At 63.9% G+C, this 23,022-nt stretch carries 18 protein-coding genes and 1 tRNA gene; 10 read left to right on the top strand and 9 right to left on the bottom strand.

Annotation, left to right across the window (positions count from 1 at the left end; genetic code table 11):
• The 4 genes from ABS767_RS05955 to ABS767_RS05970 all read left to right on the top strand — a co-directional run bounded on the left by ABS767_RS05955 (position 1) and on the right by ABS767_RS05970 (position 7,021).
• Entirely contained in the window at positions 1 to 549 is a 549-nt protein-coding gene (locus ABS767_RS05955; RefSeq protein ID WP_408077437.1) for a GIY-YIG nuclease family protein, read from the top strand.
• Positions 546 to 2,579: a 3'-5' exonuclease gene (locus ABS767_RS05960; RefSeq protein ID WP_408077438.1), complete on the top strand. Its 2,034-nt coding sequence runs from the start codon at positions 546 to 548 to the stop codon at positions 2,577 to 2,579. Before ABS767_RS05955 ends, ABS767_RS05960 begins: the two co-directional genes overlap by 4 nt.
• Positions 2,580 to 3,077: 498 nt before the next feature.
• Positions 3,078 to 4,484 carry a 3' terminal RNA ribose 2'-O-methyltransferase Hen1 gene (locus ABS767_RS05965; protein WP_408077439.1) on the top strand — a complete coding sequence of 469 codons (1,407 nt, stop codon included), beginning with the start codon at positions 3,078 to 3,080 and terminating at the stop codon, positions 4,482 to 4,484.
• Positions 4,481 to 7,021, top strand: coding sequence for a polynucleotide kinase-phosphatase (locus tag ABS767_RS05970; protein ID WP_408077440.1), 2,541 nt, complete (start codon positions 4,481 to 4,483; stop codon positions 7,019 to 7,021). Before ABS767_RS05965 ends, ABS767_RS05970 begins: the two co-directional genes overlap by 4 nt.
• A 209-nt stretch (positions 7,022 to 7,230) precedes the next feature.
• Here ABS767_RS05970 and ABS767_RS05975 read toward each other — a convergent pair whose 3' ends face one another.
• The 7 genes from ABS767_RS05975 to ABS767_RS06005 all read right to left on the bottom strand — a co-directional run bounded on the left by ABS767_RS05975 (position 7,231) and on the right by ABS767_RS06005 (position 13,217).
• A complete protein-coding gene (locus tag ABS767_RS05975; protein ID WP_408077441.1) occupies positions 7,231 to 7,533 on the bottom strand; it encodes a hypothetical protein in 303 nt (100 codons plus the stop codon).
• 4 nt (positions 7,534 to 7,537) lie between these two features.
• Positions 7,538 to 7,810 (bottom strand): hypothetical protein, encoded by a 273-nt coding sequence (locus ABS767_RS05980; RefSeq protein WP_408077442.1) that lies wholly within the window; start codon positions 7,808 to 7,810, stop codon positions 7,538 to 7,540.
• A 266-nt stretch (positions 7,811 to 8,076) separates the two neighbouring features.
• Positions 8,077 to 8,772: a response regulator gene (locus tag ABS767_RS05985; RefSeq protein ID WP_408077443.1), complete on the bottom strand. Its 696-nt coding sequence runs from the start codon at positions 8,770 to 8,772 to the stop codon at positions 8,077 to 8,079.
• Between the two features lie 8 nt (positions 8,773 to 8,780).
• A complete protein-coding gene (gene kdpC, locus ABS767_RS05990) occupies positions 8,781 to 9,365 on the bottom strand; it encodes a potassium-transporting ATPase subunit KdpC (RefSeq protein WP_408077444.1) in 585 nt (194 codons plus the stop codon).
• Between the two features lie 10 nt (positions 9,366 to 9,375).
• Positions 9,376 to 11,403, bottom strand: coding sequence for a potassium-transporting ATPase subunit KdpB (gene kdpB / locus ABS767_RS05995; RefSeq protein WP_408077445.1), 2,028 nt, complete (start codon positions 11,401 to 11,403; stop codon positions 9,376 to 9,378).
• A 10-nt stretch (positions 11,404 to 11,413) separates the two neighbouring features.
• Positions 11,414 to 13,117 carry a potassium-transporting ATPase subunit KdpA gene (gene kdpA / locus ABS767_RS06000; RefSeq protein ID WP_408077446.1) on the bottom strand — a complete coding sequence of 568 codons (1,704 nt, stop codon included), beginning with the start codon at positions 13,115 to 13,117 and terminating at the stop codon, positions 11,414 to 11,416.
• Between the two features lie 10 nt (positions 13,118 to 13,127).
• Positions 13,128 to 13,217, bottom strand: coding sequence for a potassium-transporting ATPase subunit F (locus ABS767_RS06005; RefSeq protein ID WP_408077447.1), 90 nt, complete (start codon positions 13,215 to 13,217; stop codon positions 13,128 to 13,130).
• Between the two features lie 234 nt (positions 13,218 to 13,451).
• Between ABS767_RS06005 and ABS767_RS06010 the strand changes: the two genes are divergently transcribed.
• The 3 genes from ABS767_RS06010 to ABS767_RS06020 all read left to right on the top strand — a co-directional run bounded on the left by ABS767_RS06010 (position 13,452) and on the right by ABS767_RS06020 (position 19,303).
• Positions 13,452 to 16,121 carry an ATP-binding protein gene (locus tag ABS767_RS06010; RefSeq protein WP_408077448.1) on the top strand — a complete coding sequence of 890 codons (2,670 nt, stop codon included), beginning with the start codon at positions 13,452 to 13,454 and terminating at the stop codon, positions 16,119 to 16,121.
• A 508-nt stretch (positions 16,122 to 16,629) separates the two neighbouring features.
• Positions 16,630 to 17,127, top strand: coding sequence for a hypothetical protein (locus ABS767_RS06015; protein WP_408077449.1), 498 nt, complete (start codon positions 16,630 to 16,632; stop codon positions 17,125 to 17,127).
• Between the two features lie 1,303 nt (positions 17,128 to 18,430).
• On the top strand, positions 18,431 to 19,303 hold the full coding sequence (locus tag ABS767_RS06020) for a hypothetical protein (RefSeq protein WP_408077450.1): 873 nt from the start codon (positions 18,431 to 18,433) through the stop codon (positions 19,301 to 19,303).
• 311 nt (positions 19,304 to 19,614) lie between these two features.
• On the opposite strand, the gene ABS767_RS06025 is transcribed toward ABS767_RS06020, so the two are convergent.
• Positions 19,615 to 20,172, bottom strand: coding sequence for a hypothetical protein (locus ABS767_RS06025; RefSeq protein WP_408077451.1), 558 nt, complete (start codon positions 20,170 to 20,172; stop codon positions 19,615 to 19,617).
• A gap of 125 nt (positions 20,173 to 20,297) precedes the next feature.
• Between ABS767_RS06025 and ABS767_RS06030 the strand changes: the two genes are divergently transcribed.
• Positions 20,298 to 20,459: a helix-turn-helix transcriptional regulator gene (locus ABS767_RS06030; RefSeq protein ID WP_408077452.1), complete on the top strand. Its 162-nt coding sequence runs from the start codon at positions 20,298 to 20,300 to the stop codon at positions 20,457 to 20,459.
• Between the two features lie 10 nt (positions 20,460 to 20,469).
• A complete protein-coding gene (locus tag ABS767_RS06035; RefSeq protein ID WP_408077453.1) occupies positions 20,470 to 21,678 on the top strand; it encodes a tyrosine-type recombinase/integrase in 1,209 nt (402 codons plus the stop codon).
• 182 nt (positions 21,679 to 21,860) lie between these two features.
• Here the strand turns inward: ABS767_RS06035 and ABS767_RS06040 are convergent.
• Positions 21,861 to 21,947 (bottom strand) — tRNA-Leu (locus ABS767_RS06040).
• A gap of 124 nt (positions 21,948 to 22,071) precedes the next feature.
• Between ABS767_RS06040 and ABS767_RS06045 the strand changes: the two genes are divergently transcribed.
• Positions 22,072 to 23,001, top strand: coding sequence for a complex I NDUFA9 subunit family protein (locus ABS767_RS06045; protein WP_408077454.1), 930 nt, complete (start codon positions 22,072 to 22,074; stop codon positions 22,999 to 23,001).
• Positions 23,002 to 23,022: the final 21 nt, after the last annotated feature.

Here is a 23,022-nt window from a genome sequence, read left to right on the forward strand (position 1 = left end):
GTGCTTTTTCAGAACTACGGGCTTTTCTGGCATGCCGATCACATTCAATGGGGTAGTCGTGGCAAAGGCAATCAAGGCAAATTGCTAGGTTACCGCAGTGTGAGAGCTGGCCCGATCGATTTCAGAAAACAGCGAGGCGTCTACGCTTTGTATGACGACAATTACCAATTGCTGTATGTTGGTCAGGCCGGATATGGAAATAAACGTCTGTATGATCGGCTAGATAACCACATGACTGACCATCTGGCAGAGAGGTGGCAGAGATTTTCATGGTTTGGGATCGATCCGGTTCAAAAAGCTGGCAAGTCGCTCGCGCTTGTTCAAACCGAGCCCGTCACGCCTCAGGTAAATCACGTCCTCAATCACCTTGAGGCAATATTGATAGCAGCCGCGGAGCCTCGGCTTAACCGGCAAGGCGGAAAGTTTGGAGAGGCTCAGCAATTTCAGCAGTGGGAGGTAGATGAGGTAGAGAGTGAAGAGATAGTCTTGCGCCTGCAATCGGTGGAAGCGGGCCTGAACGAACTAGCTGTAAAGCTTAAGAAGCTTTGATCCTTCTCTACGCCTCGACATTCACCAAGGCACTCGGTCGCCTGACCTCGGCCGAGCAGAAGCAGGTGAAGATCACCGCCTTCGATCTGGCGCAGGACGAGGCGGGAAATGGCCTGCAATTGCATCGCGTCGACAAGTCGCCGGGATTCTGGACCGCGCGGGTCAGTCAGGACCTGCGCCTGGTGCTGCACAAGGATGGTGCGCACACGCTGCTCGCTTATGTCGACCATCACGACGCCGCCTATCGCTGGGCAGAACGGCGCAAGCTGGTGCCGCATGAGCGGACCGGCGCGATGCAACTGGTCCAGATCGTCGAGCGGACCGAAGAGCATCTCGTTTACACCGAGAGCGTCGGCGCGGTCGCGCCCCAACCGGCGGCAACGCACCGTCCGTTCGCAACCCTGTCCGACGATGCTCTGCTGAATGTTGGCGTGCCACGCGACTGGCTGGAGGCGGTGCGTAACGCCGACGAGGCCAGCGTCGATGGCCTGTTCGACCTGCTGCCCGACGAGGCGGCCGAGGCGCTGCTCGATGTCGCCACTGGCGGACGGATAGAGGATCATGTCGCCGCCACTGCGGTGGCCGGTGCCGATCCCTTCGCGCATCCCGATGCGCAGCGGCGCTTCCGCGCGGTGGCGGGGATCGAGGAGCTCAAGGCTGCGCTCGACGCGCCGTTCGCGCAATGGGCGGTGTTCCTCCATCCGGCGCAGCGCGCGCCGGTGACGCGCGACTGGCAGGGGCCGGCGCGCGTGTCGGGCTCGGCCGGCACGGGGAAGACAATCGTGGCGCTGCACCGCGCGGTGCGTCTGGCCGGGACGGAGGGCGCGCGGGTGCTGCTCACCACTTTCTCCAAGCCGTTAGCCACTGCGCTGGCCGACAAGGCGATGCTGATGACCGAGGCGGTGCCGGAGCGGCGCGATCGCCTGACCGTCCGCGCGCTCGATCAGGCGGCCTATGACCTTTACGCGGCCGCCTTTGGCCAGCCCAGCCTTGCGACAGCTTCACAGGTGCGCGCGGCGATCGAGGCGGCGATGAAGGACGGGCGCGGCGCCGGGCATGACGCGGCGTTCCTGTTAGAGGAATGGGACGAAGTGATCGACGCCTGGGGCATTGCCGACGCACAGAGCTATGCTGCCGTGCCGCGGCTGGGACGCAAGACGCGGCTCGGGCCGAAGCAGCGAGAGAGTGCGTGGGAAGTCTTCGCCTACGTGCGCGAGCGGCTGGGCGAGCGGGGCCTGACGACATGGGCGGACGTCTATGCGCGGCTGGGGGAGCGGGTGGCCGCAGGCAAGGACATCCGCTTCACCCATGTCGTGGTCGATGAGGCGCAGGACCTGTCGGTCGCGCAGGCGCGGTTCCTGGCGGCGGTCGGCCGCGCAGGTGGACCCGATGCGCTGTTCTTCACCGGCGATCTGGGCCAGCGCATCTTCCGCCTGCCTTTCTCGTGGGCAAAACTCGGGATCGATGTGCGTGGCCGCGCGACCGTGCTCAAGGTCTGTTACCGCACCTCGCACCAGATCCGGCAGACTGCGGACCGCCTGCTGGGGCGCGAGATCACCGATCAGGATGGTGTAACCGAGACGCGCACCGGCACTGTATCCGTTTTCGACGGGCTTGAGCCGGTGCTGGCGCTGGTCGATGATACGGTTGCGGAGTGCGACGCCGTCGCGGCATGGCTGCGCGCAGCCCTGGCGGAGGGCTTTGCACCGGACGAATTGGCAGTGCTGGTCCGGGGCCAAGGACAACTCGGCCGGGGACGCGCTGCGGCAAAGGCAGCGGGTGCCGATCTCCGGGTGCTGACCATGCACGACGCAAAGGGGTTGGAGTTCCGCGGCGTCGCGGTGATGGCGCTGGACGAAGATGTGCTGCCCGACGCCGATCGGCTGGCAGGTGTGGGCGACATCGCCGACCTGGAGGCGGTGCAGGATACCGAGCGGCACCTGCTCTATGTTGCCGCCACCCGCGCGCGCGATCGGCTGATGCTGGCGGGTGTCGCGCCTGGGTCTGAATTTCTGGATGATTTGAAGTGAGAAGAGCGCGGCTCGGCGGCGCGCGGTCGGCAGATCACATTATTCGCCAGCAACGCACAATTGGACTGGCTGGATCGAAGTCATCGGGTGAAGTGGATGGCACTCATCCAAAACACTTCGCCTGATCGGCGCCATCCGGGTGCGGTCGCGGCAATTCCCCTAGGACCTCCTCCTCCCAACGCGCCCGCTTCCTAGTATGGAAACCCAGCCATATCCCAACGGCCCCGGCGCTCATCCGGCGACAACTCCCACCCAAGCACCACCGATAAGTCGTTGACCGTCGCGCACTTCGCGGCGATGAAGTCACCCATGGTGCTCTTGATCGCCCGCAATGAACTTCTCGCCCGCGTGTCCATGCACGCGGCATCGAACCTGCGCGCGGTCAATCCCTACCCGCACGCCTGCGCTGCGCCATAGTCGGATCCACTTCCCACCACCCGACCATGACCGCAGCCCCGCCGAGCCCTCGACGGGGCTTTTTCGTATCTGGAACAACCCATGCTTCTGACGATCACCACGACGCATCAGCCCGCGACCGATCTCGGCTTTCTGCTGATGAAGCACCCGGACAATGTGCATGAGGTCGAGCTGAGCTTCGGTAAGGCGACTTTGTTCTATCCCGAGGCGACCGAGACGCGGTGCACCGCGGCGATCACGCTCGACGTGGACGCGGTCGAGCTAGTGCGTGGCAAGGGCAGCATCGAGGATCAATATGTCAACGATCGGCCCTATGCGGCGTCGTCGCTGTTGTCGGTCGCACTGGGGCGATTGCTCAACACTGCGATGGGCGGGCGATCGAAGCTGCGGCAGGAACTGGCGGACCAGGCGATCCCCCTCGAGGCGATGATCACGCCCTTGCCTGCGCGCGGTGGACTGGATTTGCTGGAGCGCATGTTTGCGCCGCTCGGTTATACGGTCGAGGTCGAAGCGATCCCGCTCGATCCCGCGCATCCCGACTGGGGCAACAGCCCTTATGTCACGCTGAAGCTGAGCGGGCAGGTGCGTCTGGCCGCGCTGCTGACGCATCTGTTCGTGCTGATCCCGGTGCTCGACAACAACAAGCATTATTATGTCGGTGAGGCCGAGGTCGAGAAGCTGCTGCGCAAGGGCGAGGGCTGGCTCGAGACGCATCCCGACCGCGAGCTGATCGTGCGGCGTTACCTGCGCGGCTTTGGCGGACTGGTGCGCAAGGCGCGGCAGCAGCTCGACGAGCGCGTCGAGGCCGAGGAGCCCGAGGAACATGCCGCGCGGGATTCGGCGGAGGAGGCGATCGAGAAGCCGATCCGGCTCAACGACCAACGCATGGAGCGTATGGTCGCGCTGATCCGCGAGCTGGGCGCGGCGAGCGTGATCGACCTTGGGTGTGGCGAGGGGCGGTTGCTGCGCGAACTGCTCAAGCTGCCGGGGCTCGCCAAGATCACTGGGGTCGAGGTGGCACCGCGCGTGCTTGCGGGCGCAGGCGATCGGCTGAAGCTTGATCACATGCCCGACATGAAGCGGCAGCGGATCGAACTGCTTCAGGGTTCGCTCGTCTATCGCGACGATCGGCTCAAGGGGTTCGACGTTGCTGCTGTAATCGAGGTGATCGAGCATATGGAGGCCGAGCGGCTGCCCGCGTTCGAAGCCAATGTGTTCGGCCATGCGCGGCCTGGCGCAGTGATCGTGACCACGCCGAACCGCGAATACAACGCGCTGTTCGAGGGCATGAAGCCTGACGCGATGCGGCACCCCGACCACCGCTTCGAATGGACCCGCGCCGAGTTCCGGCACTGGGCGGAAAGCGTGGGCCTCGCCCATGGCTATGCCGTTCGGTTCGACGGGATCGGCAGCGAAAACCCGACCCATGGCCACCCGACCCAGGTCGCCATTTTCACGCGCATGGATGAAGCGAAGGCCGCGGCATGAAGATCGAGATTCCCGAATTTGCCCTCGTGCTGCTGGTCGGCGCCTCAGGCACCGGCAAGTCGAGCTTTGCCGCCAAGCATTTTCTGCCGACCGAGGTGATCTCGTCGGATCGGATGCGCGGTTGGGTCGCCGATGACGAGACCGATCAGGGCGCGACCACCGATGCGTTCGACGTGCTGCATTATGTCGTCGAAAAGCGGCTCAAGGGCCGTCGCTTCACCGTGGTGGACGCGACCAACGTCCAGCCTGAGTCGCGCAAGACACTGATTGCGCTGGCGCGCAAATGGCATGCGCTGGCGGTCGCGATCGTTTTCGACTTGCCGGTCGAACTGGCAGTCGCGCGCAACAAGGAGCGGCCCGATCGCCAGTTCGGTGACGGCCCGGTGCGTCGCCATGCCCAGGCGCTCAAGCGCGGCATCGGCGGCATGAACCGTGAGGGCATCCGCTATGTCCATCGGCTGCGGTCGGTCGAGGAGGTCGATGCGGTCGAGATCGCGCGCACGCGGCTATGGACTGATCGCCGCGAGGACACCGGGCCGTTCGACATCATCGGCGACATCCATGGCTGCGCGACCGAGCTCGAAACGTTGCTCGGCGATCTGGGCTACACGGTCGCGTGGGACGGCAAGCAGGTCAGCGTGACCCCGCCCGAGGGCCGCCGCGCGATCTTCGTCGGCGACCTCGTCGATCGCGGCCCGCGCTCGCCCGACGTGCTCCGCATCGCCAAGCATATGGTCGATAGCGGCACTGGTCTGATCGTGCTCGGAAACCATGACGACAAGCTCAAGCGTCACCTCGACGGTCGCAACGTAAAGGTCAGCCATGGCCTTGGCGAGACAATCGAGCAGCTGGCGCAGGAGCCGCCCGAGTTCGTGGCCGAGATGCGCCAATGGCTCGACAGCCTAATCAGCCACTATGTCCTCGACGGCGGCAAGCTGGTCGTTGCGCATGCGGGTCTCAAGGAGGAGATGCAGGGCCGCGCATCGGGCGCGGTGCGCAGCTTCTGCATGTATGGCGAGACCACCGGCGAGATCGATGAGTTCGGCCTTCCGGTGCGCTGGGACTGGGCTTCCGACTATAAGGGCAAGGCGAAGGTGGTTTACGGCCACACGCCGGTGCTCGACGCCAACTGGGTCAACGGCACGATCTGTATCGACACGGGCTGCGTGTTCGGCGGGAAGCTAACCGCGCTGCGCTACCCCGAGCTGGAGCTGGTCTCGGTCCCGGCCGAGCAGACCTATTATGAGCCGATACGGCCGCTGGAGGCTCCGGCGGCGGACACCGGGCTTGGTGAGCACCAGCTCGACATCGCAGACGTGCTGGGCAAGCAGGTGATCGAGACGCGGCTTTATGGCTTCGTCACGGTGCGCGAGGACAATGCTGCCGCGGCGCTCGAGGTGATGAGCCGCTATGCGGTCGATCCGCGCTGGCTGATCCACCTGCCGCCCACCATGTCGCCGGCCGAAACCAGCGCCATGGACGGCTGGCTCGAGCGGCCTGAAGAGGCGTTCGCCTATTACGGGTCGAAGGGCGTGAAGACGCTGGTGGCAGAAGAGAAGCATATGGGGTCGCGCGCGCTGATCCTGCTCGCGCGGACCCAGGGCGTCGCCGAGAAGCGCTTCGGCGTCCATGACGGGTCGCGTGGCGTGATCGTCACCCGCACCGGGCGCCGCTTCTTCAACGACGCGGCGATCGAGGCGGCTGCGATGCACCGGCTCGATTCGGCGATGGAGGCATCGGGGCTGTGGGAGGAGCTCGGCACCGACTGGGTGCTATGGGACAGCGAGATCATGCCGTGGAGCATGAAGGCCGGATCGCTGGTGCGCGGGCAATATGCGGCTGTGGGGTCGGCGGCGATCGCCGGGCTGGATGCGGCGTCACAGGCGCTTGCAGCGGCGCAGGCGCGTGGTGTGGCGGTCGACGCGCTGGCCTCGGCAACGGCAACGCGCCTCGACGATTCGGTGCGCTACCGTGCGGCCTATAACCGCTATGTCGCACCCTTTGCCGGGATCGACGACCTGCGCATGGCGCCCTTCCACCTGCTCGCCAGCGAAGGTGCGGTGCATGATGCGCGCGACCATCTCTGGCACATGGCGATGGCGCACCGTCTGGCCGCCGCCGACACGGCGATGCTGGTCGCGACCGACTATCGTCGGATCGACCTCGACGACGCAGGTCAGGTCGCTGACGCCATCGCCTGGTGGGAGGCGATGACCGCGGCTGGCGGCGAAGGCATGGTGGTCAAGCCGCTCGACTTTATCGCGCGCGGGCAAAAGGGAATGCTCCAGCCGGCGATCAAATGCCGTGGCCGCGAGTATCTTCGGATCATCTATGGCCCTGACTATGACCGGCCCGAGAATCTGGCGCGCCTCAAGAAGCGCGGTCTCGGCCACAAGCGCTCGATGGCCATGCGTGAATTTGCGCTGGGGCTGGAGGCGCTGCACCGCTTTGTCGAGCATGCGCCGCTCACGCGCGTGCATCAGGCGGTGTTCGGCGTGCTCGCGATGGAGACAGAGCCGGTCGATCCCCGGCTTTAAGGGGCGAAATCAACCAACTTTTATACAACTTTTTACAACCGGGAGCCCCTCATGAAGGGAAGGGCTCCCGGTCGAATCGCAACCGCACATGTTTATCTGCGCTGCCCGGAATCGGGCGAAATGCGTGGGTTTCGCGGATCTCTCCTGACTTGCAAAAACGATCACACTGAGCGTTTTCTTTCGATCATGCCCGGCCGGCGGCTCGAATTCTATTGATCGTCACGACGGGGCGGCGCGATCCCGATCGCGGCATAGTCGACCGGCAAAATCGTCCAGCCGTCGATCGCACCGTAGACGCCGATGCCTTCGACGCACCGCTCGCATGCTTCGCGCTCATGCCACTTGCGACCATGCATCAGCCAGCCGTCGAGTTCGGATCCCAGCCATCCCTTGGGCATCAACCAGAAGCGCTCGGCAATGGCCTTCCAGATCTCCGATGCGCGCCATTCGTCGGCGGCGAAGATCGCAGCCTGATAGTCGTCCTCGTCACGGAAGAAGTTGAGCACATGCATGGGCTCAATCCTCCGGCACGGCGAGCGGCGTGACCGTCCAGCCCTGCGCCGGGTCATAGGTCGCGACCCCGGTAATACCCTGCGTCAGCACTTCATCGACATGTGCCCGATTGAGCCCCTGCCAACGTCGGTTGCGCTTGAGCACCTCGAACGCGCCGGGATGCGTGCCATACGTGCCCAGGTGCCAAGCGACGAACACGTCGGCGGCCGCGTCATAGTCTTCCGCGCAAACCGTGAGGGTCGCGCCATCTGCGGCGATAATCTTGAACAGGTGCATTGGTGACCTCGTCACTCGTTGTTGACGTGGTCACCATCGACGATTGCGGTGTGGGATGCGGGTGGCTTCGGGGTCGCGGTCGTGGCTTCTGTGCTTGCCATGAATCAGCTTGCCTCGAAATGGTAAGCCGGTTTCGGGCACGCTAGACTGCGGCCTTCTTAGGCGGGCAGGTCGAAGGGAATGGTAGAACGGACACTCGGGGATATCTGCAACGCGCCCTAATTGCAGTCACTGAATAGCCAAGCTGATCAGCTCGAAAACGGTCACTAGCGAGAGGCCGTCTTCAGCCTGTATCCGACGCCCGGTTCGTTCTGGATCAACTCTGGTCGCGCGGGGTTCGCTTCCAGCTTCTGTCGAAGGTTGCGCACTACGATCCGCAGATAATCGACCCGCCTCGCATGCGCCGGCCCCCATACCGTCTGCAACAATTGCGTGTGACTAATCACGCGGTCGGGGCGTCGCGCGAGTTCGGAAAGCAGCTCGTATTCTTTGGGCGACAGATGAACTTCCTCGCCAGCGCGTCGAACACGGCGGTGGACAAGATCAATCTCGATCTCACCAATTGCCACCAATTCACGGTCGGCGCTGGTCGCGAGCCGATGGCGCAGCGCGGTGCGGATGCGCGCCAGCAGTTCGTCGGTATCGAACGGCTTAGTCAGATAGTCATCCGCGCCAAGGTCGAGCGCGGCGACCTTCTCCGCGACATCTTCTCGCGCCGAGACGACGAGCAGCGGTGCGGCCGAGCGTGCCTTGATCGGCTGGATGAGTTCGATTCCATCGCGGTCGGGCAGGCCGAGGTCGAGCAGCACCGCGTCGGGCTTTTCGATATCGAGCAGCGACAGTCCTTCACGCGCGGTCGCCGCCTCGACTGCCGCATGCCCCGCGCGCTGGATCGCGGCGCGGAGCAGGCGGCGGATGTGGACGTCATCCTCGATGACGAGAACTTTGGTCGACAGGGCCATTCCCCCATTTAAGGCTGTGGCGCCGCCTGGTCGAGCGCTCGGTTCAAGGCGAGAACGTTCACCCGATCCTCACCGAGAAAGCCGAGGATCTGCGTGTCGACGTGGTGGTGGACGAGCGACTCGACGGTGCCCCGCTTCAGTCCGCGCGCGGCGGCCACGCGATCGACTTGGGACGAGGCCGCTTCGGGGCTGATATGGGGGTCGAGCCCCGAAGCGGAGGCAGTCACCAGATCGGCGGGGACCGATTGTCCTGGTGAAGTGCGGTTGGCGTCGATGTCGGCCTTGACGCGGTCGATCAAAGCCTTGGACGTCGGGCCGAGGTTCGAACCCGCAGAGGCAACGGCGTCATAGCCTTCGGCTCCAGCGGCCGAGGGACGCCCGTGGAAGTAGCGGTCGCCGGTGAACGTCTGCCCGAGCAGTTCGGAACCGATCACCCGGTCGCCCTCGCGGATCAGGCTGCCATTGGCCTGATGCGGGAGCGCAAGTTGCGCGAGGCCGGTGATCAGCGCGGGATAAATAAGGCCAAGCAGCAGCGCGAACGAGGCGGTCAGCACGAGTGCGGGACGCAATGCGGATCTTAGGTCGGTGAGCATGGCGGAATCCTCAGGCAAGGTTGAGGCCGTTAACGGCCAGATCGATGAGCTTAATGCCGATGAACGGCGCGACGAGGCCGCCGAGGGCATAGACGGCGAGGTTGCGGGCGAGCAGCGGACCCGCCGCCATCGGCTTGTAGGCGACGCCCTTGAGCGCGAGCGGGACAAGACATGGAATGATCAGCGCATTGAAGATGATCGCCGACAGAATTGCGCTCTCCGGGGATCCCAGCCCCATCACGTTGAGCACACCAAGCCCTGGATAGAGCGCGACGAACATCGCCGGAATGATCGCAAAATATTTGGCGACATCGTTTGCGACGGAGAAGGTAGTCAGCGCGCCGCGCGTCATCAGCAGCTGCTTGCCCAGACCCACGATCTCGATCAGCTTGGTCGGATCGCTGTCGAGATCAACCATATTGCCCGCCTCGCGCGCCGCCTGCGTGCCGGTATTCATTGCTACCCCGACATCGCTCTGGGCCAGCGCGGGTGCATCGTTGGTGCCATCGCCGCACATCGCGACCAGTTTGCCGCCCGCCTGTTCCTTGCGGATCAGCGCCAGCTTGTCCTCGGGCGTTGCCTGGGCGAGGAAATTGTCGACCCCGGCTTCGGCCGCAATTGCGGCCGCGGTCAGCGGATTGTCACCCGTGATCATTACCGTGCGGATGCCCATCGCGCGCAATTCGGTGAAGCGTTCGCGGATGCCGGCCTTGACGACGTCTTTCAACGCGACAGCACCAATCAGGTTTCCGTCCTGCGCAACAGCAAGTGGGGTCATGCCGGCACGGCTGATCTCATCTGTCGTTCGCCGAAGTTCCGTTGCGGCAGCGGTGTCGCCAAAGCCGGGATTAGCCCGCAGGATCGAATCAACCGCGCCCTTCTGGATCAGTGTCGCGCCGGTGTTGACGCCGGAAATTCGCGTTTGCGCGCTGAAGGGAATGATCTCCGCGCCGACCGGCAATGCCGTTATTTCGACGCCAAACTTGTCACGCGCCAGCGCGACGATTGATCGGCCTTCGGGCGTCTCGTCGGCAAGGCTGGCGACAAGTGCCGCCTCTGCGAGCAACCCGACCGCGACGCCGTTCACCGGCCGGAACTCGCTCGCCTGACGATCACCGACGGTGATCGTGCCGGTCTTGTCGAGTAGCAGCACGTCGATATCGCCCGCCGCCTCGACGGCACGGCCCGATTTGGCAAGCACGTTGAACCGCACGAGTCGGTCCATGCCGGCAATGCCGATTGCGGAGAGCAGGGCCGCGATGGTGGTCGGGATCAATGTGATCAGCAGTGCCGCAAGGATCGCGACCGGAATGCTGCCCCCGGCATAGCTGGCAAAGCCGGGGATCGTCGCGACCGCGATCAGGAAGATGATGGTCAGGCCGACCAGCAGGATCGTCAGCGCGATCTCATTCGGGGTCTTTTGTCGCTCGGCCCCCTCGACCAGCGCGATCATGCGGTCGAGAAAGCCTTGTCCCGGCTCCTGCGTCACGCGCACCTTGATCGAGTCGGAAATGACGCGCGTGCCCGCGGTCACCGCCGAGCGGTCGCCGCCAGCCTCACGGATCACCGGCGCGCTCTCGCCGGTGATCGCGCTCTCGTTGACCGATGCGACTCCTTCAACCACTTCGCCATCGGCCGGGATCAGGTCGCCGGTCTCAACCAGCACCAAATCGCCCTTGGCCAGTAGCGAGGCACCGACCAGCCCCCAGGCGTCACCGACGCCGACGAGCCGCTTGGCCTGAAGCTCCGCCTTGGTCGCGCGGAGTGATGCGGCCTGTGCGCGACCCCGGCCTTCGGCCAGCGCCTCGGCAAAGGTGCCGAACAGCACGGTAAGCCATAGCCACACAATCAGCTGGATCTGGAACGCGATAGCGAGGTTCCCGCCCCCCAACCCGAGCAGAGCGGTGAGCAGCAGCGCCACCACGGCGGTGACGAACAGCACCGGGTTGCGGATCAGCTGACGCGGATCGAGCTTTTTGAAAGCGTCGCCGATCGCGGGGAGGATCAGGTCAGCGGTGAACATGGATTTGGTGGTCATCGATCGGCACTCAGAAGAGCTGGCCACGGACCATCGCGATATGATCGGCGACGGGTCCAAGCGCGAGCGAGGGAAGAAAGGTCAGGCCGCCCAAGATCAGGATGATCCCGATGAGCAGGCCGATCCACAGAGCACCGGTGGTCGGGAACGAGCCCGCGGTTTCCGGCGTGTAGCGTTTGGCAGCGAGGCTGCCCGCGATGGCGAGCACCGGCACGATCACCAAGAAGCGCCCAAGCCACATCGCGACGCCGAGCAGGGCGTTGTAGAAGGGTGTGCCGGAGGAGATGCCCGCAAATGCCGAGCCATTGTTACCGGTCGCCGAGCTGAACGCATAGACGATCTCGCTGAACCCGTGCGGTCCCTTGTTGAGCGGTCCCGCCAGTCCGGCGGGCAACATCGCAGCCAGCGCCGAGAAGCCGAGAATGCAGAGCGGCAGGATCGCGATGGCGAGCACGGCGAGCTTGACCTCGCGGCTCTCGATCTTCTTGCCGACATATTCCGGCGTGCGCCCGACCATCAGGCCGGCGACGAACACCGCGAGAATCGCGAACAGCAGGAAGCCATAGATGCCCGCGCCGACGCCGCCGATCACGACCTCGCCCAACTGGATATTAAGCAGCGGCACCATGCCGCCCAGCGCGGTGAAGCTGTCATGCATCGCATTGACCGCGCCACAAGACGCGGCTGTGGTGACGGTGGCGAACAGCGCCGAAGCGGCGATGCCGAAGCGAACCTCCTTGCCCTCCATATTGCCGCCAAGGACGCCGAGCGCATGGAGATTGGGGTTGCCTGCGGCTTCGGCCCAATAGGCGATGCTGGCACCCGCGGTGAACAGGATCAGCATCGCGGCGAGGATCGCCCAGCCTTGGCGGGTGTTGCCGACCGCCTTGCCGAAGGTCCAGGTCAGTCCCGCGCCGATCGCGAAGATCGACAGCATCTGAACCAAGTTGGTCAGCGCATTGGGGTTCTCGAACGGGTGTGCGCTGTTGGCGTTGAAGAAACCGCCACCATTGGTTCCGAGCATCTTGATCGCTTCCTGCGATGCAATCGGACCGAGTGCGATTGATTGTTTTACGCCCTCAAGGCCGGTGGCATCGACCAGGCTGGCAAAGGTCTGGGGCACGCCATTGGCGACGAGGAACAGCGCATAGACCAAACAGATCGGCAGGAGCAGATAGAGAGTGACGCGGGTGACATCGGCCCAGAAATTGCCCAACCCGCTGACCTGGCGCCGCGCAAAGCCGCGGAAGAGCGCGAAGGCGATCGCGATGCCGGTCGCGGCGGACAGGAAGTTCTGGATCGTCAGCCCCAGCATCTGGCTGAGGTTCGTCAGCGCGACCTCGCCCGAATACCATTGCCAGTTGGTGTTGGTGGTGAAGCTGATCGCGGTGTTGAACGCACCATCAGCGGTCATCCCGGCGATGCCGCGCGGGTTCATCGGCAGCACGCCCTGAAGTCGGAGCACCGCATAGGTGAACAGGAGGAGGAAGAGATTGAAGATCAGCATGTGCAGCGCGTAGCGGCGCCAGCTCTGTTCGACGGTCGGGTCGATCCCGGCGAGCTTGTAAAACCCGCGCTCGACCGGGCCGAGCACCGCATGCAATGGCGTGCGACGTCCCTCGTAGAGCGCGAAGAGCCATAGCCCGATCGGCTTGGCCAGTGCCGCGACGAGCGCGACGAAGAGGAGGATCAGTCCCCATCCCTGAACGGTCATGATGATGCTTTCAGAATTTCTCGGGCCGGACGAGCACGGCGGCGAGGTAGATGAGCAGGGCGAGCGCGGTGATGCCGGCGAGCGTCAGTTGAAGGCTCATCTCAAGCCTCTTCGCACAGGCGCAGGTAAGCGAGTGTTGCGAGGAAGAGCCCGCCGAGCACGGCGAGCCAAATGACGTCAGACATGGGACGGACTCCGAATGGTTTCGGAGGCTCAATTAGGCGCGAAGCCCATTAAGGTTCGCCGGTGAATGCCGGGCACAAGCATTAAGAGCGCATTAGTTTCGCGCCATGGCGATTGGCTTTGTGCGACCGCCGCGCCAGTGTCACTGTCGATGACCGACACCGAATCCCGCCCCTCCCCGGAAGCTCTGCTGCGCGCCGCAAGACGTGAGGAGCGCGGACGGCTCAAAATCTTCCTCGGCGCGGCCCCCGGCGTGGGAAAGACGTTCGAGATGTTGCGCGAGGGTTTCGAGCGACTGAACGGCGGCGTCGATGTGGTTGTCGCAGTGGTCGAAACGCACGGCCGCGTGGAAACCGAAGCGCTGGTCGCACCATTCGAGGTGATCGCGCGGCTCACACTGCCCTATCGCGGACATGACCTAGAGGAGATGGACCTCGACGCGGTGCTCGCGCGGCGGCCCGGCCTCGCACTGGTGGACGAATTTGCCCACACCAACGTTGAAGGGTGCCGCCACCCCAAGCGCTGGCAGGACGTGATGGAGCTGCTCGATGCGGGGATCGACGTCTATACGACGCTCAACGTCCAGCATGTCGAAAGCCTCAACGATGTGGTCGCGAGCTTCACCAGGGTGCGGGTGCGCGAGACCGTGCCCGACAGCGTATTCGACGGCGCCGAGATCGAGGTTGTCGACCTGCCTCCCGACGAGCTGATCGAGCGGCTGGAGGAGGGCAAGGTCTATGTCCCCGCCGAAGCGTCGCGCGCACTCGGTCATTTCTTTTCGAAGCCGAACCTGTCGGCGCTGCGCGAAATGGCGCTGCGTCGCGCGGCGCTTAGTGTCGACCAGGCGCTGCTCGAGCATCTCGACGCCAGCGCGCTCCCCGGCACTTTTGCCGGCGGTGAGCGGGTGTTGGTGGCCATCAGCGAGTTGCCGGGGTCTGACGCACTGGTGCGCGCTGCCAAGCGCCTGGCGGATGCGCTGCGGGCACCGTGGCAAGCGGTCTATATCGAAACCCCCCGCGCCGAACGTTTCGGCGAAGACGAACGCCGCCGCATCGCCTCGACGCTCAGCCTCGCCGCCAGCCTGGGGGCAACCATCGCGACTGTTCCCGCCGCCAATGTCATCGAGGGGCTCACCACGCACGTTGCCGGAATGCGCGCGACCCAGCTGGTGATCGGCAAGTCGGTGCGCAGCTGGTTGTTCGAATTGCGGCACGGATCGGTTGTGAACGCGATGCTGCGCGCCGGGAACGGGCTGGCGGTGCATGTCATCCCGGCTACTGGCGAAGCAGGACCGACGCGCTCCACCAGGCCAGCTGCGGCGGACTTATGGGGAGGTCCAAGCGTCTACACGGCCAGCGCAGTGATGATTGGTGGGACGATCGCCGTCGGAAAGCTGGCCGAGCCGTGGATCGGGCTGGGTGGCGTGGATCTAATCTTCCTTCTTCCGGTGATCGTTGCCTCGGGACGGTTCGGCCTGCGACCGGGGCTGGTCACCGGGCTGCTCGCCGGGCTGGCATACAACTTCTTTTTCTTGCCCCCCCTGCACACGTTCACCATCGCTGATCCGCAGAGTCTGCTCACGATGTTCGTGCTGATCGGCATCGCTGCATTCACCGCGAACCTGGCCGGCAAGCTGAAGGCGCGCGCAACGTTGGGCGCACGCGGCGCGCAGGAGAATGCCGCAATCGCTGCATTCGGTCAGGCGCTCGCGCGCGCATCGGATTGGGAAACGACCAGCGCGATCATCTGTGACGAAGTATCGCGCCTGCTGAACCTCAATGTCATCCTGCTCAACCGGCGTGTCGATGAACTTGCGATCGTAGCAAGCTGCCCGGCGGCCCGCGGTGAACTGGGGCCGGTGAACCGGGCAGCGGCAGACTGGGCGTGGGACCGCGCGGAAGCGTCGGGCGCGGGATCCGCGACCCTCAACGCAGCCGACTGGCAGTTTCACCCGCTCAAAACAGCACTCGGCGTGCTCGCGGTCATCGGCATCGCGCGATCGGACGGTCGCGATCCGGTGCGTGCCGACCGCGCGGTCCTGCTCCAGACGCTGCTTGGTCAGGCGGCGCTGGCGCACGAACGGTTGAAGCTGGAGGACGAAGTGCGCGAGGTGAGCCTGCTCAAGGAGCGCGACCGGCTCCGCGCGGCGCTGCTGTCGTCGATCGGCCACGACTTGCGCACGCCCCTAACCTCGGTCGCTACCGCGATCGAAGCGATCGCCGTGGATCATCCCGGTGCGCCGACCCTCCCGATCGCGCGAATGGAGATTGCTCGGCTGCGCCGCTTCCTCGACAACCTGATCGACATGGTTCGCATCGATTCCGGCACGCTCGAACTGCATCCCGAGCCGATCGATCTGACCGACGCGATCGGCGGTGCGGTTCATGACCTAAAGGATCTGTTCCGCGGACGGCATATCGAACTCAAGGTTCCCGCAAATCTGCCCTTCGTCAGCGCTGACCCGACGCTGCTGCACCACATCTTAATCAATTTGCTCGCCAACGCGGCGCAGCATGGCGGCGAGCGGGGGACGATCACGATCCTGGGTCGCCGGACCCCTGATGCGGTTGAACTATCGGTTCGGGATGAGGGTCCAGGTCTTCCAGTTGGTGAGGAAGCGCGGATATTCGAAACCTTCGCACAGGGCCGCGGCAGCGACCGCCATGGCGGCAGCGGCCTTGGGCTCGCGATCGTCAAAGGTTTTGCGGACGCGATGCGCGTCAGGGCATCTGCCGCGAACCAGGAGCAGGGAGGAGCAGCATTCACGCTGCACTTCCCCAATCATCTCCTCGTGAGCGGTTCGGCCCTCAGCAACGCATAAGCGGATACAAAAACACCGTGTGGTCGGCTTCCTCGTATCCGACGATAAAGCCTGCCATTTCACAATCAGCCCAAAAGCAACCGACCCGCGATTCAGCCTGTGTGATCTGCTTCGACCAATCGGGGCGCTCATCGATCGGCTGCGTCTCTAACCAGCATGGTCGCCGTCGACATCGCTAGGCATATGTGAACAAATAAAGAACATTTGTCCTTGCGGCCTTTTGTCCATGTCCTATTCTATCGGGCCACCGATTCGAACATCGACGAGATGATGATGCAGCACGACGTGTGTCTGCGTGCGGCCGCGCGCGCTATTTATGATTCTTGTTATCCCGGAGAGGACTGGTAGCCACTTAGTTTCGACGAGGCCGAGCGGTTCGGCACGATCCACTACCGCCAGGCAGTAGGCGCCGCTCAGCAGGCGCGTGCGGTGCTGGCGGGGCCGGGGGAACAGCTGGTGCTGCCCGTCCTCGCCTGACCGATTGAACATGGTCGGTGATCCGAAGACCTTGGCAGACCTGCATCGCGTCGACGCCCAGGTTCGAGTTACCTGTCGTGGTTGCAAGGCAACGGAAGTCTGGGATCTCGACGCTTTGATCGCCGAGGTCCGGCGCAATGGCGGCAGTATGGACTGGCGGGCGTCGAGGGCTGCCCTCAAGTGCCCCAGCCACTGCGCGGCGCCGATGATCGATCTGTTGCCTATACCGTTTGGCAAGCAACGAGCACGCCGGCGGGCGCATCGGCACGCACTGGTCAATCTCGCTCTCCAGATCCTGCGCGACGCCGCGCATCGATCATCGAATGAGGCGGTCGGCACGATCGAGGTCCGGCTCGCCCTTCATGTGTTGCGACCGTTTGTCGGCGACAGTCGATTGCTGGTGGAGTTTTGGAAGGCAGCGACGATCCAGCCGCGGCATCCATGGACAAGCTGCCACCTGCCCTATCGCTGGATCGCCGAGCGCCTGATCGACTGCGGCGAGCCCGTCGATGATGCGAACCGGCCTTGAGTGTGCGATCGCGGGCGAGACTGGTCTAGACCAGCACGACGTTGCGCTCCGGGTTCGTCGGACACATTCGAGACGGTCACGGAAAGCACTAGTCGAATGGCTGCCAACATGGAGCGCTTTCGCCACTATGCTCCGGTGTAGTCTCCAAGATTCTAACCATCGGCAGAACACGGTAGACCACCGTTGGGATCGATTTCGCTGCGTAACCGTCTGTCCGGCCGGTTTTGATCAGCCACTGAGCAATCCGCGCGGGCGTTGCCCCCGCAGGGCCCCACTGCTTTTCAAGAATCGTCTGTGCCAGCCATATGTCGAACAGCACGCGAAGGGCGGCAGGTGGTATCTGTCGCCAGACTCCGCCCCAGCCAGCGCGGGCTTTCCGTCGATTTCGTTCTGCCACCGCTCGTACGATGAAGTGCTTCGAGACGCGGATGGGCACGGTTCGTGTGCGTGCACGAGATGCACGTTTATTACGCTTCCATCGTGCCCTCAAGCGCTGGCGCACGTCGTCGGGATCTGGCCCTTGGTCAGTCATCACGGATGTCCCGATAATCGCCGAGGACAGAAAATGACACAACTTGCCAAGCACAAGTCCGAAGTTGGTGTTTAATCGCATCACTCCTCGGACGAGACGGCCTGGTCTCGGCACAGAAAAGGAGTGTAAAACATTGACGTTACGAGAAATAATCCATTGGCGCTCGCGCGCGGGCAATCTCCTTCGAGAGGCTATGGACGCCGTCATGGCAGAGCGGACCAGCAGCGCCCGAGCGGGCCGCGATGAGGCGTATCGCGAATGGCGGGATGCGCGATCTGTCTACGCTCTGACAATCAACGTTGAGCGGCTCACAGTTGCTGAGATGGATGCTCACATGGGCTTGCCACCCCGTTGGAAGGACCGGTTGGCGCGACGATCTCGCCCCGTAGAGCGCGCGCATGCAGGGGCTGATGCTCGCCGATCGTCTCAGTGGAGAGCATCATACGCTTACAGCGACATCAATGTCGGCACGAATCGGTGGCGGACGCATCCCCTGCCGGCCAGGCGACATCCAGTTCAGGCGTCGGCACTATCTCCACAAAGGCTTCCAGCGGGTGCCCGTGGCGCCTTCAAGATCGAGGAGTATCGATGAAGAACCAATCGAGTGCCTCCGGGGCCCCAAGGCCGACGCCTCAGACGTATTCTCCCTACGCGCGGGAGGTTTTCGCGTGGGGACGCGCGAAACCGTGGAAGGGGCTGCCACGGCTGAACCATAGCGCCAGCTTTGCGTGGTCTGACGTCCAAACCGACGGTGCCGGCAACGTCCTGAGTATGCCCTTGCTCAAGGGCAAGCCTTGTTTCGGCATGCCGCAGGTCTTCGTGCGGCATGGAAAGCGAACCCGTATGACCACAACGCGATATGGGACGCGGATCGAGACTGAAACCCACCGCTGTGGCCGATGCAAGATCCGCGATTCATGCAGCAACTTGACCCGAGAGCGATTGAGATCGGATCGCAACATCTCGGCCGCGCTGCTCGAGTGGAACCGATTTTGTGCGCGCATCCATAACGGCAATCCCACATTTTCTCGCGAGGCCGGGCGGTGTTGGCAGAAATTCTTGAAGGCGCTGGCTGATCACGGTCCGTTCGCCAACAGCAACGACGCCTTGCTCGCTGAGGAGGAAGCGCTGGACCGCGAGAAGAAGCTGGAGAAATGGAGACGCGACAAGCTACGACAGCGCGCGAATGAACGGGCGTCCCGACGGGCCGCCGGTCTTCCTCCGCCGGATGCGTTCGTTGCTGAAGCCATGTTCCAGCGTGATCTTCGAGTCGACGAGCTCCTCGCTCTAGCGGGGCGTTCCGACATGCCGGCAAGAATCCAGAAGATCACACCCCAAGATGCCAACGTCACTGCGAACATTACGGCGGACGCTTGGCTCGGTCGCTTGCTCATCGCGGCGAGTGGCGGCTCGCCAACGCCGGGAGGGGTCGCTCGCTGGATGATCAAGGAAGGAAGGGCGCAGGGAAAGAGCTATCCGGTCTTGAAGGCGCGCATGAAGCGCGACCTGGCGCGAGTGGATATGCTTGAAGCGCACGGTCCGCCTTGTTCCGCATGGCGCCATTTTGACCCTGACAGCGACCTGAAAGTCCCGCTGAGCGATCTTATGGCTATGGCCGATGACGGCTCCATCGACTCCAATTAGGGTCGAAGCAAACTGGTATACGCACGCCGAGGGCAGCCAAGCTTGGTCCGCTTTAGCGGCCGGTTTGGCTGTCTTCACCCCCTACCTCAATATACCGCCGCACCCGCTACCATTGATGTCCACCGAGATCGTCTTATATTAATAATAATTATAGGTTATATATTTCCATCTTCGTTATGTTCTTTGCTTACGCAAAGAACATAGAACTCGCCGAAACGGCGGTCACTCTCTCTTTCCTTGATTTGAGATTCACGGCCGCGCTGTTCTGGCGGATGAAGCCGTCGAAGTTCCCGGTGTGTCTCCCGATCAGTCTACCGATCAAGCTGCTGATGAAGGGCTTTGGAGATTTCTTCTCGATCCGATCGAGAAAGCCCGGTGTGGCTGACCTCTGGTCTCAGCGATCGCAGCAAGCCCATCGCAGAAATCTCCGCCTCTGCCAGCCACCGGCGTGCCGGACTGGGATCCACCGCGACCTTGCGCATGACATCCTTCTGCTCAGACGTCAGATGTTCCAGACTCCGGCCGGCGATCTCCTCGAGCTCCTCGGCGAAGCTTTGCGGGGACCGCGCGAGATCGATCGGCCCGGCCATCAGCATGGTCGATGCCTCGGGCTCGCGCTGCTCCATGACCGCGATCAGGAACTCCGATTGTGGGATACCCATGACCGCGGCGATCTCCTTCGCCCTCGCCATCGGGATGGGGATGCGGCCGTTGGCCATGTGGCTCAAGACGGTCGACTGCTTGTAGCCGAGGGTCGGCGCAAGCCGTCTCAGGCTGAACCCGGCCGCCTGTTTGCGTCGGATCGCTTCGGCCAGCATTCGCGCGGCCGCGCTCTCACTGAACGGGTGTTCGTTTCCTGTGTCCGCCATAACGCAGTGCGTGCTCTTTGCGTGTTTACAAGTCAATCTGCGTGTTGAATATTACGCATTCGGTCACGGTTACTCGTGTCCGTTCAGCCTGAATCCCCATTCACCGGAGAATGAATTTGCCCAGAATGACCTATCGTATCGACGAAGTTGCAGAAATGACCGGCCTCGGCCGCACCACGATCTTCGCGCTTCTCAAGCAGGGTGACTTGCGGCGCGTGAAGATCGGCGCGCGCACGCTGATCCTCGCCAGCGACGTCGATGCGCTTCTCCAGCGTCAGGCCGCGTGAGGCGTCGCTGGTGGCGCTGACCGTCAAGGAGATCGAGAATGCCTCGCTGAAGGATCGTGCGTGGAAACTGTGGGATGAGAGAGGGCTCTACCTGCTCATCTCGAAGGCCGGATCGCGGACTTGGCAGTTCAAATATACCTATCTCGGCAAGGAGAAGAAGATGAGCCTCGGGGCATATCCCGAGGTTTCGTTGAAGGCCGCACGCGCGAAGCGGGATGAGGCTCGAGCGCAGCTCTCCGAGGGCAAGGACCCGTCTCAGGAGCGCCAGATCAAGAAGCTGACCGCGAAGGTCGAAGCCTCCAACACCTTCGGTGCGATCGCGCGCGAATATCTCGACAAGTGCGCTGCGGACGGCCTCGCCGAGGTGACGCTCGCCAAAAGTGAGTGGTTGCTCGCCCAGCTTGAGCCACGCCTTGGCCGAATGCCGGTGCGAGAGATTACCGTGCCCATGCTGCTGACCGTCTTGCAGGAGGTGGAAGCTTCTGGGCGCCTCGAGACTGCGCGGCGCCTGCGGTCATTCGCGGGGCGTGTTATCAAGCACGCAGTCCTGACGGGCCGTGCCGAACATAATCCCGCGCCCATGCTCCAGCGCGTCCTCAAAACGCCCAAGGTGCGGCACCACCCGGCGATTATCGATCCAGAGGGGCTTGGAGCGCTTCTCAAGGCGATCGACGCCTATGAGGGGTTCCCGTCCACCAACGCGGCCCTGCGCCCCTCACCGCACCTTTTCCAGCGCCCTGGCGAGATCCGGGCGATGCAGTGGAGCGAGATCGATCTGGAGCGCGGTAGGTGGACCATCCCGGCGAGCCGGATGAAGATGCGCGAACCCCATGTCGTCCCTCTGTCGCGCCAGGCAACGGCGATCATTCGGTCGATGACCCCGATCTCCGGCGGTAGTGCGTTCGTGTTCCCGGCTTTCCACTCGATGCATAAGCCGCTCTCGGAGAACACGATCAACCAGGCGCTCCGGCGTATGGGATATGCTGGCATCATGATCGCGCATGGCTTCCGCTCGACGGCGAGCTCGCTGTTGAACGAAAGCGGGCGCTTCTCGCCGGATATTATCGAGCATGCGCTGGCGCACAGGGACCCGAATGCGATCCGGGCAATCTACAACCGGACATCCTATTGGAACGCGCGAGTCGACATGATGCAGGCGTGGAGTGACATGCTCGACGTGCTCAAATCCGGCAGGCTTGTGACCGCGCTCGCGGTGTGATTCTTTGATGCTGTTCCTGCGCGGACTGCGCAATTTCGCAGCCCCCGGAACAGCCCCTGTCACAGCCCCAAATAGCCCCTGATTAGACGCGAATGATTGCGGACGCGCCAGGACCCTGATCGGGAAAAAGTCTAGGTTTTCCGAGTTTTTCCCATTCGCGCAAGGTGCTGCGAATGGGTGGCTGGTGCCCAGAAGAGGACTCGAACCTCCACGGCCTTGCGACCGCCAGCACCTGAAGCTGGTGCGTCTACCAATTCCGCCATCTGGGCACGGGGTAGGCGGGCGCCACTAGGGTAGGTGGGCGGGGGCTGTCAACCGCTGTTTCGCATGGTTGCGGTTTGGCCGCGCGCGCGGCATGGGGGGACGGGATACGACCATGGGTTCGAGGGCACGATGAAGGACAGGCTGGTAAGCGTGATCGGCGGCGGCGGGTTCGTCGGGCGCTATGTCGTGCAGGCGCTGCTGAAGGCGGGCGCGCGCGTGCGCATCGCGCAGCGCGATCCGCGTGGCGCGTGGTTCCTCAAGCCGCTGGGCGGGCTCGGCCAGACGCAGTTCGCCGCGGTCGACGTGACCCGCCGCGACTCGCTCGAGCGCGCGCTCGCCGGATCGGATGCGGTGGTGAACCTCGCCGGGGTGTTTGGAAGCGCGATGCAGGCGATCAACGCGGACGGTGCCGGCAATGTCGCGCGCGCCGCCGCGGCGGCGGGTGCGACGGCGTTCGTCCAGCTTTCGGCGATCGGGGCCGATCCCGACTCGCTCTCGGCCTATGGCCGGTCGAAGGGCGAGGGCGAGGCGCAGGTGCGCGCCGCCTTCCCGACCGCCACGATCCTGCGGCCGAGCATCGTGTTCGGGCGCGAGGACGAATTCGTGAACCGCTTCGCCGCGATGGCCGCCGCGCTGCCCTTCGTCCCGGTGCTCAAGGGCGGGACGCGCATCCAGCCGGTATGGGTCGCCGATGTTGCGCAGGCGGTGACGCGCGCGCTCGCCGATCCGGAGCGCTTCGGGGGCAGGACGATCGAGATCGGCGGGCCGGATGCGCTCACCTTCACCCAGTTCCACCGCTGGCTGCTCGGCGCGATCGGGCGCGACAAGCCGGTGATCGAGCTGCCGGACGTCGTCGGCGCGGGGATCGCCACGCTGGGCTTCCTGCCCGGCGCACCGATCAGCTGGGACCAGTGGCTGATGCTGCAGCAGGACAATGTCGCGAGCGGGGAGGGGCTGGCCGCATTCGGCATCACGCCGACCCCGCTCGGCGCGGTGGCGCCCGGCTGGCTGGTCCAGTATCGCAAGAATGGCCGCTTCGCCGACGCGCGCCACGCCTGACCTTTCCCGTTCCCGGATGAC

Origin of the sequence: Sphingomonas plantiphila (genome assembly GCF_046000505.1) — a bacterium.
Taxonomy (GTDB): Bacteria; Pseudomonadota; Alphaproteobacteria; order Sphingomonadales; family Sphingomonadaceae; genus Sphingomonas; species Sphingomonas plantiphila.